At 58.7% G+C, this 11055-nt stretch carries 8 protein-coding genes and 2 tRNA genes; 3 read left to right on the forward strand and 7 right to left on the reverse strand.

Going from position 1 to position 11055, the window contains the following annotated elements:
• The 3 genes from B2P82_RS05700 (at position 1) to B2P82_RS05710 (ending at position 4502) form a co-directional block, all read left to right on the forward strand.
• Positions 1-1422 (forward strand): toll/interleukin-1 receptor domain-containing protein, encoded by a 1422-nt coding sequence (locus tag B2P82_RS05700; protein ID WP_051602527.1) that lies wholly within the window; start codon positions 1-3, stop codon positions 1420-1422.
• Positions 1423-1622: 200 nt separating this feature from the next.
• Positions 1623-2972, forward strand: coding sequence for an argonaute/piwi family protein (locus B2P82_RS05705; protein ID WP_290480835.1), 1350 nt, complete (start codon positions 1623-1625; stop codon positions 2970-2972).
• Between the two features lie 12 nt (positions 2973-2984).
• Positions 2985-4502 carry a hypothetical protein gene (locus tag B2P82_RS05710; RefSeq protein ID WP_290495706.1) on the forward strand — a complete coding sequence of 506 codons (1518 nt, stop codon included), beginning with the start codon at positions 2985-2987 and terminating at the stop codon, positions 4500-4502.
• Here the strand turns inward: B2P82_RS05710 and B2P82_RS05715 are convergent.
• From B2P82_RS05715 to B2P82_RS05745, 7 genes are all read right to left on the reverse strand, one after another.
• Positions 4497-5933, reverse strand: a complete 1437-nt coding sequence (locus B2P82_RS05715; protein ID WP_290481384.1) for a DUF6538 domain-containing protein — start codon at positions 5931-5933, stop codon at positions 4497-4499. The two genes, B2P82_RS05710 and B2P82_RS05715, sit on opposite strands and share 6 nt — an antisense overlap.
• Before the next feature lie 134 nt (positions 5934-6067).
• A tRNA-Asp gene (locus B2P82_RS05720) sits at positions 6068-6144 on the reverse strand.
• A gap of 83 nt (positions 6145-6227) precedes the next feature.
• Positions 6228-6995, reverse strand: a complete 768-nt coding sequence (locus B2P82_RS05725; protein ID WP_290495708.1) for an SDR family NAD(P)-dependent oxidoreductase — start codon at positions 6993-6995, stop codon at positions 6228-6230.
• Positions 6996-7049: 54 nt separating this feature from the next.
• Positions 7050-7125, reverse strand: a tRNA-Val gene (locus tag B2P82_RS05730).
• A 66-nt stretch (positions 7126-7191) separates the two neighbouring features.
• On the reverse strand, positions 7192-7464 hold the full coding sequence (gene hbs / locus B2P82_RS05735; RefSeq protein WP_290495710.1) for a non-specific DNA-binding protein Hbs: 273 nt from the start codon (positions 7462-7464) through the stop codon (positions 7192-7194).
• A gap of 195 nt (positions 7465-7659) precedes the next feature.
• Entirely contained in the window at positions 7660-10110 is a 2451-nt protein-coding gene (gene lon, locus B2P82_RS05740; protein WP_290495712.1) for an endopeptidase La, read from the reverse strand.
• Positions 10111-10404: 294 nt separating this feature from the next.
• On the reverse strand, positions 10405-11055 hold a 651-nt coding region (locus B2P82_RS05745; protein WP_290495714.1), incomplete at its 5' end, for a ClpB D2-like domain containing protein.

The following is an 11055-nucleotide window of genomic DNA, read 5'->3' on the forward strand; positions in this document are numbered from 1 at the left end:
ATGGAAAAAACACAGAATGAGCGCACTGTCCTCTTCGTCACAAAAGCGACGCCAGAGGATAATGAATTCACAGAGTGGCTCGCCCCGCGCCTTGAGGCTGCAGGATACCAGGTTTTCGCCGACATTCTGAATCTCGAAGGAGGTGAACGCTGGCGAAAAACATTGACCCGTACTTTGCAGGACCGGGCGGTAAAGCAATTGCTGATTTGCGCCGGAGATGGCTTGCATAAAAACGGCGTGCAGGAAGAAATTGGCATTGCAGCCGACGTCTCCCGCACGACCGGTGATGAAAAATTCACGATACCGCTTCGCGTTAGGAGCTTCCGCAAAGTCTTCGGCATGGGAGAACTACAATATCTGAACTTCGAAGATAGCTATGCGGATGGTCTCGCTGATCTGTTAGAGACGCTCGAAAAGCAGAACGTCCCAAAACTCAATGAACCTTTGATTCAGCCGCAATGGGAGCAGCACCGAAGGCGAAATGAGATCAGACTGGAAAACCGCGCCGAAACCCTGACCAGCAATTGGGTCGCGATCGAAAACGCGCCAGACGAGATCGCTTATGTCGCGCCGACTGGACCTTGCGATCGCGACAAGCTGAAAAGGCGCGCGAACAGCTTCGCTTTTCCCACTTATCCTCACTTATCTGGTTTCATCACCTTCGCTTCCCCCTTGGAAATGGCCGAGCATTTCGAGGGGTTCGGACCGATCAAGACGATTGCTACGAGTCGCCTTTCATCTTTCATGGAAAAGGGGTGGTCGGAACTCGACATAAAGAGTCGTGAAGCCAAAAATATTTTAGTCGCGCTATTCCGTCAGGCCTGGGAGCGACGTCTCTCTTCGATCGGGTTTCAAGAATATGGGTGGGCGAGCGGTCTCGGGCATCATGCCGCCCCCGCGCAGATTCGCATCAACGAACGCGTGGCATGGGGGCCAAAGGAAGGCAAGCGTAGGTCGGTTCTGCGGAACGTCGCAAAGGGGCGGGTTTGGTCCTACGGCGTGAGCGCAATTCCCAATCTCTATCCCTTCCCCCATTTCCGGCTCAAGGCTCGGGTTCTGTTTTCGGATATCAAGGAAAACGCTAAAGGAGATGAGGACCGTCAGGGCAGCATCATCGACGATAAGGAGAGGCAGCACCGTCATCGGCGCAGCGACTGCAAGGGCTGGAGGAACAAGTCCTGGCACGGTCGCATGATGGCGTTTCTGGAGCTTGTGGCGGGAGGCGATTCCTATATCTCACTTCCCATCGGCGCGGGCGGCAATCTCGTCCTCAACGTAATGCCTATACAGATGATTTCACCGGTGACGACACCGATCGTCCATGACGACGAGGACGCCGAAGAAACTGATCCCTCGACTCTGGCTGGCGATTTTGACCCCGAGGATGGGGATACCTCCGATGAAGAGGAGGCGCAGAAATGAAATTTGACGTCGTTACGCCGAGACTTATTCACCTCCCGGAACCAGCTCTCTCATTCGGTTTCGGTCAATCGACGGACCATCCCAAAGACGGGCTATATCTCTACGGACCCCACAAAGCGGATGATCGCAACAAGGTCATCACCATAGGCGTCATCGGCACAACAGAGGGACTGGAATATTTCCGGCGCTGGGGGCGCAGCGTGCTCGGCGATGTGCTTGTGCCGCCCCCAAAAAAGACGGACAAGGAACATCGTCTCCATCTCAGCAATTTTCCGGGGATGCCTGCGGCCTTTGGTGTTAGCTTCGACCCCCGAGACTTCATTGAATACGTGGTCGACGGCGACAAGATTGAGACAACCACAGCCCTGCAAAACCACCATGAAGCGGTCGCCCAGACAGTTGAAGTTTTTCTCGAACGCGTTCGCCATCATGACGAAAACGAAGAAAGACGTCCCGACGTCTGGGCGTTTGTCCTGCCAGAAATTATCTATACGCGTTGCACACGCCAGGCTCGGCGCAGCGGCGTGACTCTATCTCCTGGCGAATATGTGAAGCGTCAGAAGCAGCGCAGCAACTTGCCGCTTCTGGAAGATGTAATCGATCTTACGAAAGAAGACATCTTCGATGACGTTCCGGACTTCCATCGTCAGGCAAAAGCCAAGCTTCTGAAGCTGGGCTACACTTCGCAGCTCGTGCGGGAAACAACGCTTGCGCCGGAAGCATTCACAAATGCCCACGGCTATCCTATCCGCGGTGTCCAGGATGCAGCCACAATTGCCTGGAATCTGGCTACTGGTCTCTACTACAAAACGCAGGCCGAACCGCCGTGGAAGATCGCTAATATGCGCGATGGCGTCTGCTATGTTGGGCTCGTCTTCAAGAACCTCCCAAATGACAGGAACAATCATGCATGCTGCGCGGCACAGATGTTTTTGTCAGAAGGCGACGGGATCGTCTTCCGTGGAGCAAATGGCCCTTGGCAAACGGAAAACGGCGAGTTCCACTTGAAGAGCACCGCCGCCCGGGATCTCATCGGCAAAGTCCTTGAGACGTATGAGGAGAAATTCGGCGCACCCCCAAAGGAACTCTTCATCCACGGGCGCGCTGGATTTTCGAGCGAAGAATGGCGCGCCTTTGAGGCAGCCGCCCCCAAGGAAACGAATATCGTCGGTGTTCGAATTAAGACGACGACCGGCCAGGTGAAGCTGTTCCGGGACGGAAAGTATCCAACCTTGCGCGGCACGGCCATGATCCTCGATCAGAATAACGCCTTCCTCTGGACATCCGGCTACGCACCGAGATTGGACACATACATTGGTCCAGAAACGCCAAACCCTCTGAACGTGACTGTACTAAAGTCATCCGGCGAAAGACCGGATATTGAAACGGTGCTGTCCGACATCTTGGCGTTGACGAAAATCAACTACAACGCCTGCAACTACTCGGACGGCCTGCCCGTCACCATCCGATTCGCGAATAAAGTCGGTGACGTTCTGATTATGGGTAGCGCGAGAGGCGGCGGAAAGCAGCCGTTCAAATTCTATATCTGACGGAGAACATGAATGGTCTATGTAAATGGAACCGCACATATCCGTCACGCTCAGAGCGGTCAGGTCTATGAGATTGATGCCGACATGCTCGACTTCGAAAGCGTCTCCAGTGAAGAACGCAGCATGGGACCGGAAACAGCCTATTCGGCAGTCGTTGAACATCCGGAGCTTGGGCAGCTCACCTGGTCGATTTGGGAATATCCAATAGGCGCAAAAAATTATCGCGAGACCGATGTCGGCCCGCATGAATTGCTGAACAACCTTGAGTTTGGACTGGAACACGAACCGCCAGACCCGGACGAAGACGGCGACGAAAGAATAGACGAAGAAGACCGACAGGCGCAGATAGACGCGCTGGTTGAATGGTTCTTTGAGCGTTATGAAGATCCGGCCCAGCGGCTACCCTATATCAGCGCCGAAGGCGGCTACCAATGGATTTATGGCGGCCCTTACGATGCACGCGAGGAACTGGCTGAGAACTTCCCAGACTTGCCCGACGACGTCATCGAAGCTGCTGTCGATGAAATCGAATCTGACGGATTGACGGATTGGGCACCCGTCGCAAGTGCCGAGGACTATGATCAGTATGAGGACAACGAGCCGGATGATTTAGAAGTTTCCGCAATCGCGCGCGACCTTGAAGATTTAATTCAAGGCCTTCCAGAGGCCGTTGCTGAGCCAGCGTTTGAGGTCGGCGGTGATGGCCTGATCCATATGGCGATCCCTCCTGATGCGACGACGCCGGATGCGAACAACCCTTTGCTCGATGAGTTACGTGAGGCAACGCAGGATTTACTACACGAACTCAATGGAACGAATGCGCATACGGATCTTCTGAATGCCGTGCAGCGCTATCACGCTACCATCAGCGCTGATTCGATTTCTATTTCGCAGGTTTATTCTCGCGGCATACGGCTGGCGAACGTCGGTGAGGCAACCGAAAAAGCGATCGCGCGGGACTATCTTCCGTCATTCCCGTTGAGTGTTGAGGCGCATCTGTCCTCTGTGCTGGACCTGAACCGCGCTTACATTATGGCCCACCCGGAAGGACGCAGGATCGCCGAGAATTCTGCCGCCTATCAACGGACGCCATCAGATACAGAAGCAATGCGAAGGGCCGCGGATGATTTTGCCGATGCCGTTGCCAGTGCACGAAGCCTGTTTGCCGATGACGTCCGCGAACTCGTTGTACAGGCATCGTCGCAGATAGGGCACGGCCCCCAGCCAGGCCGGTCGAATCAGAACGCCGCACACACGTTCGGCAACCTGACTCGGTTCATTCTAAAGCAAGTTGGGACCGCAGCCTTGTTCACAGGCGCCGCTCTCGGCGGCGCGGCAATCACGGGAAGTATTCCGGGCGGGGCGTTGGCTGCAACCGGAACCGAGTACATCAATTTATGTTGGAGCTTTTTGGTCGCAAACGCATCCGCCCTTCACGCGATTGCCGCCTCCTTTGGCGCAGACTTGTCCTGGATGTCGTCTGCTGCGCACATTCTCGAGCGACACAAAGCGCAAAAGCCTGACTCATGATTTTGCGGAGCCGCCGACTGCCCAGAGTACATTTTCGCGATCAAACAACTCCATCACCCGAGGATCAAACGGGTGGATGATCTTGAGCAGTTCGTCACGCCGATACTCAAGCGAGCCACCGTCGCCATAGACGGGTCTTGTCGTCTTGTGGCCCATGAGCAGGCATCGCAGGCCGTAGTCGATATTGGCTTCCTGCATGCGTTTCTCGAAGGCGTGGCGGAATGAGTAGATCTTGTGGTCGGGCGACTCCAGCAGGCCGCGATTGCGGAAGTTCTTCATCATGTTGGCGGAGAAAAGCTCGCCCTTGTCGTAGTAGTGGGCAAAGGCTTTCGGCGCCGCGCGCTTTGCCGCTTCGAGTGCGATGCCGACCAGCGGAATGTCCCTCTCGGAGGTGTCGGTCTTCACTTCGCGGTCCGTCCGTGCGCGGATGGAGATGTAGGGCACCGGCTCATCAATGTGAAAATCTTCAACGCGTAGGTTGATGATCTCACTCGGTCGGCATCCTGTCTCGATCAGCATCAGCGTAATGAGCTGCAGTTCCGGCCGCCATTTACGGGTAGCACCCGGCGCAAGAATCTTCTCCCGCACCCAGTTGGATGAGAATGGCGGCACTTCGGTTCTCGCCTTCGCCTTGAAGTGCATATTGCGGAAGGGGTTCGGACGTTCCTCTTCGCCAATGTGCTTGAAGTAATCGGCATAGAGCGAACGGATATTGCCGATGTGACGGTTAGCGGTGTTAGGCGCGACCGGCTTTGCGTTCTGATCCTTGGGTCTGACCTGTTTGGCCCAGTGCTTCTGGTAATTGAGCGCGAGGTCACGGGTGATCTCCTCAAGGGCAATGTCACCGGCAAAGTCGATAAAATACTGAACTGAGGTTCGCTTAGTTTTCTCCCACGATGCGCGTTGGTTCGGCGATTTGTACAGCTGCGCGTTGTACGCGATCTCGTTCACATAGACTTCGAAAGCCTCGGACACGCTGACAGTCGGTTTCGGCGCGCCGCCAAGCAGCGCTTCGGCGTCCCGCACTTTGGGGATTTCGGCGGGCCCTGCGTTCTGATGAACCGCAAGCAGCCGTGCCAGCGCCTCTTCAAGCGGCGCAACAGTCGCGAGATGGTCGATGGGCTGATAGGTGAAGCCGCTCGCCAGCGCCTTGACGGTCGCCATGCGATAGCGGCGACGAACGGCCTCCGAAGTTTCCCGACTGGATGAGGGCCCGACCTCTTCGGCGATCTTCAACGATGCCCAGTAATGGTCATCGGCTTCGGCCAGCAAGTCGCGCTTGTAGCGAGCCTGGTCGATTGAAGTGGTCCCCAGCGATTCCTTGATCCGCTTGCGCGAATCAAGGTGCGCGAACTTACTCGGCACACGGCGGTTATACCACCAGACGCGGCCTCGCTGTTCGAGGTAGGAATTGTCGTCGACGCGCTTCATGACGCCGACCATTGGTCCACAATCTGGTCCCATTTTGGTCCACAGATTCCGGCCATTTTATGCAAAGCGAAGCAAACGAGATCAAAAATATCGTTTAACTTCAATGCTTTACACGGAAACCATTTCGAGAGAAATGGCGCGAGTGACGGGGCTCGAACCCGCGACCTCCGGCGTGACAGGCCGGCACTCTAACCGACTGAGCTACACCCCCAGGGCAGGGCCGCTTCGGCACCCGCTCAAGAGAACGCGGGTTTTAAGGACCGGCGCGGACCGCGTCAATAGCTCATGCGTCGCTTACGACATGTAAACGCCGCCGTTGACGTGAATCGTCTGCCCGGTCGTATACGCCCCCTCCGGCGAGCACAGGAAGCGGACGAGGCCGGCGATCTCGTCGGGCGTTCCCATCCGGTCGAGCGGCACGCCGCGGTCGCCGAGCGACGGGCGGGCGCCGGCGCTCGCGCCGCGGCTGGTGTCGATCATGCCGGGGGCGACGGAATTCACGTTGATCCGATGCGGCGCAAGTTCCAGCGAGAGGCCGCGCGTGAAGCCCTCGAGGCCGGCCTTGGCGGCGTTCACGTGGATTCGGTTCAGCGTGCCGACCCGATTCGAAATGCCGCTCAACGTCACGATCGATCCGCCATTGCCGCCGGCGACCATGTGCCGGCCGAAGGCCTGGCAGACGTTGAAGGCGCCGTCGAGCGCCACGCCCAGCACATTGCGCCACTCTTCGTAGGACATCTCCAGGAAGGGCTGCTGGTTGCGGAGCGCCGCGTTCGAGACGACGACGTCGATCCGCCCGAAGGCGTCCATCGCCGCCGCCGCCATGCGGTCGACGGCGGCGCGGTCGGTGACGTCGGCCAGGAAGGGCAGCGCCTCGACGCCGTAGTCCTTCTTCAACGCCGCCGCGGTCTCCTCGACCGCGGCCTGGTCGCCCCGTCCGTTGACCACCACATTGGCGCCGATGGCGGCCAGATGCTCGGCGATGTGCCGGCCGATATTTTTGCCGGCGCCGGTGACGACCGCCGTCTTGCCCTTCAGGGACTTCGCGCCCGGATCGATCATTGACGTCCTCCAAAGCATTCAGTTGAAACGAAAAACGCCGCCAAACGGCGGCGCTGGTGGGCGATGACAGACTCGAACTGCCGACATCCTCGGTGTAAACGAGGCGCTCTACCAACTGAGCTAATCGCCCGGTCGGCGAGAGCGCCGACCACAACCGGCAGAGGCGACATGCCGCCCCGCCGGTCGTTGGCCGATGTCAGTTGACGGCGTCCTTGAGGCCCTTGCCGGCCTTGAACTTCGGCTGCTTCGACGCGGGAATCTGGATGGTCTCGCCGGTACGCGGGTTGCGGCCTTCGGTGGCCGCGCGGTTCGACACATTGAATGTGCCGAAGCCCACGAGCCGGACCTCTTCGCCCTTCTTCAGCGAGGCCGTGATGATATCGAACACATAGTCGACGGCCTTGGTCGCATCGGCCTTGGATAGACCGCTCCGGTCCGCCACTTCTGCTATCAGATCGTTCTTGTTCACGTGAGGCCCCTCCAGATGCGATGGCGGGAATCTAGGGATTCCCTTGAGACTCAGGAGTCTACTCGTCGGCCAAGAAGGGGGTCAAAGCAAAATCGAAGGATTTCTGCGGAAAATGCAGGCATTCCGGAGATGAAAAACGGGAGCCAAGTGGCTCCCGTTTCTATTCTTTTCGCCAATGGAGGCGGTTTCAGGCAGTTAATGTGCCATAACCTGCTCCGGGGCCTCGGGCTGACGCCGGCCGGACGCGGCCTGCTCGGCGAGCCAGGCCTCCTCATCCCATTCGATCGGCTCCGGCATGCGGGTCAGCGCATTCTTGAGCACTTCATCGATGGTGTTCACCGGCACGATCTCCAGGGCGTTCTTCACGTTGTCCGGAATGTCGGCGAGGTCCTTGGCATTGTCCTGCGGGATCAGCACCTTCTTGATGCCACCCCTGAGCGCGGCCAGAAGCTTCTCCTTCAGACCGCCGATGGGCAGCACGCGGCCACGGAGCGTCATCTCGCCCGTCATAGCCACATCCTTGCGCACGGGGATGCCCGTCATCACCGAGACAATAGCCACGGTCATCGCGGTACCCGCCGAGGGACCGTCCTTCGGGGTCGCACCTTCCGGCACGTGGACGTGGATGTCACGCCGGTCGAAAAGCGGGGGCTCGACGCCGAAGCGGGTCGCCCGCGAGCGGACATAGGAACTCGCCGCCGAGATCGACTCCTTCATGACGTCGCGCAGGTTGCCCGTCACCGTCATGCGGCCCTTGCCGGGCATCATGACGCCTTCGATGGTGAGCAACTCGCCGCCGACTTCCGTCCATGCCAGACCGGTGACGATACCGACCTGGTCCTCGCCCTCGGCCTCGCCATAGCGGTACTTGGGCACGCCGGCATAGTCCGCGATGTTTTCCATCGTGAGCTCGATCGACTTCTTGCCCGGCGTGGTGAGGATTTCCTTCACGGCCTTCCGCGTGAGGTTGTTCAGCTCGCGCTCAAGGTTACGAACACCGGCTTCGCGCGTGTAGACGCGGATCAGGTGACGCAGGGCTTCGTCGTTGATCGACCATTCGCCCTTCCTCAGGCCGTGCGCTTCGATTGCCTTCTGCAGGAGGTGACGGCGTGCAATCTCGACCTTCTCGTCTTCCGTGTAGCCAGCGATGCGGATGATCTCCATCCGGTCCATCAGAGGCTCGGGAATGTTGAGCGTGTTCGCCGTCGTCACGAACATGACGTCGGAGAGATCATAGTCGACTTCGAGGTAGTGATCCGCGAAGGCGTTGTTCTGCTCGGGGTCGAGAACCTCAAGCAGGGCCGACGAGGGATCGCCACGGAAATCCGAACCCATCTTGTCGATCTCGTCGAGCAGGAAGAGTGGATTGGTGTGCTTCACCTTCTTCATCGACTGGATGACCTTGCCGGGCATCGAGCCGATATAGGTGCGCCGGTGACCGCGGATTTCCGCTTCGTCACGGACGCCGCCAAGCGACATGCGCACGAAGTCGCGGCCGGTCGCACGCGCAATCGACTTGCCGAGCGAGGTCTTGCCGACGCCGGGCGGACCGACGAGGCAGAGGATCGGCCCCTTCAGCTTGTTCGAACGGGTCTGCACGGCGAGATACTCGACGATGCGCTCCTTGACCTTGTCGAGACCATAGTGGTCGGTGTCGAGGATCTGCTGGGCGTTCAGAAGGTCCTTCTTCACGCGGCTCCGCTTCTTCCACGGCACAGACAGCAGCCAGTCGAGATAGTTGCGCACGACGGTGGCTTCGGCGGACATCGGGCTCATCTGCTTGAGCTTCTTCAGCTCAGCCATGGCCTTTTCGTTCGCTTCCTTGGAAAGCTTGGTCTTCTGGATGCGCTCTTCGAGCTCGCGCATCTCGTCCTTGCCCTCGTCGCCGTCGCCGAGTTCCTTCTGAATGGCCTTCATCTGCTCGTTCAGATAGTACTCGCGCTGCGTCTTCTCCATCTGGCGCTTCACACGCGAGCGGATACGCTTCTCGACCTGAAGGACGCTGATTTCGCCTTCCATTAGAGAATAGACGCGCTCCAGACGCTCGCTGACGGAGGCCATTTCGAGAAGCTCCTGCTTCTCGGGAATCTTGATGTTGATGTGGCTCGCGATGGTATCGGCGAGCTTCGCGGGATCGTCGATCTGGCCGATCGATCCCAGAACCTCGGGCGGCACCTTCTTGTTGAGCTTCACGTAGCCCTCGAACTGCGACACAACGGAACGCGACAGGCCTTCGAGCTGTTCGCCCTCGCCATCCGCTTCCTCGATCGCATCGACCTCGGCTTCGAAGAATTCGTCGTTGCCGGTGTAGCGCTTGACGCGCGCACGGCGGACGCCCTCGACCAGCACCTTGACGGTGTTGTCGGGCAACTTGAGCAACTGAAGCACCGAACCGACGGTGCCGATTTCGTAGATATCGTCCGTGTCCGGATTGTCGTCCGCCGCGTTCTTCTGGGCGACGAGCAATATCTGCTTGTCGTCCTGCATCACGTTTTCCAGCGCGCGCACCGACTTTTCGCGACCGACGAAGAGCGGCACGATCATATGGGGAAAGACGACGATATCGCGCAGCGGCAACACCGGAAGAACGAGAGCCCCGCCCTTCTCCGATCCGCCTGTCTGCCTGTTTTCGTCTGTGTCTGTCATGCTCGGATACCTGCCTTACAAATGCTGCCGCCCGCAACGAAACTCCAGCCTACCATTCGAATCTGAATGAATGCTGATCTGCCGCTTGTCCGTCCAGAATACCGGGATTCGGATGGACCGCCCCGTTCATTGAAGCGGTTCCGGACGAAAAGTCTGCCGGAACCTCGTGTGTTCCGGCCGGCGCGCTGCGTTGGCGGGCCTACTGGTTAAAATGAAAATGGCCCCGAGAGCTTCCGCTTTCAAGGCCACCTTCAACCCCCTGCCAGGGCAGGGTTTTTCGTTGTTCAGTTCGGGTCAGGCACCTGTACCGACGTCGCCCTGCCGCTCTGCGTAGATGTAGAGCGGGCGGGCCTTGCCCTCGACGACCTCCGCGCTGATGACGACTTCCTCGACGCCTTCGAGCGTCGGCAGGTCGAACATGGTGTCGAGCAGAATCGCCTCCAGGATCGACCGAAGACCACGCGCGCCGGTCTTGCGTTCAATCGCCTTGCGGGCGATCGAACGAAGCGCCTCTTCCGAGAAGGTGAGTTTGACGTTTTCCATCTCGAACAGGCGTTCGTACTGCTTCACGAGCGCGTTCTTCGGCTGCGTGAGGATGGTGACGAGCGCCTCCTCGTCGAGATCTTCCAACGTCGCCAGAACCGGCATGCGGCCGACGAATTCCGGGATCAGGCCGAACTTGAGCAGATCTTCCGGTTCCAGATCCTTCAGAAGCTCGCCGGTCTTGCGGTCCTCGACGGACTGGACGGTGGCGCTGAAGCCGATGCCCGCACCCTTGCCACGCTGGCCGATGATCTTTTCGAGGCCCGCGAAAGCGCCGCCGCAAATGAACAGTATGTTCGTGGTATCCACCTGCAGGAATTCCTGCTGGGGATGCTTGCGGCCGCCCTGCGGCGGCACGGATGCGACCGTGCCTTCCATGATCTTCAGCAGCGCCTGCTGCAC

It is taken from the genome of Hyphomonas sp. UBA4494, from assembly GCF_002388935.1.
Classification (GTDB): Bacteria; Pseudomonadota; Alphaproteobacteria; order Caulobacterales; family Hyphomonadaceae; genus Hyphomonas.

Excerpts from the sequence above, each read along its gene's own strand:
- B2P82_RS05725 (WP_290495708.1), bottom strand. The coding sequence starts at position 6,995 with ATGATCGATCCGGGCGCGAAGTCCCTGAAGGGCAAGACGGCGGTCGTC.
- B2P82_RS05715 (WP_290481384.1), bottom strand. The coding sequence starts at position 5,933 with ATGAAGCGCGTCGACGACAATTCCTACCTCGAACAGCGAGGCCGCGTC.
- B2P82_RS05710 (WP_290495706.1), top strand. The coding sequence starts at position 2,985 with ATGGTCTATGTAAATGGAACCGCACATATCCGTCACGCTCAGAGCGGT.
- lon (WP_290495712.1), bottom strand. The coding sequence starts at position 10,110 with ATGACAGACACAGACGAAAACAGGCAGACAGGCGGATCGGAGAAGGGC.
- B2P82_RS05700 (WP_051602527.1), top strand. The coding sequence starts at position 1 with ATGGAAAAAACACAGAATGAGCGCACTGTCCTCTTCGTCACAAAAGCG.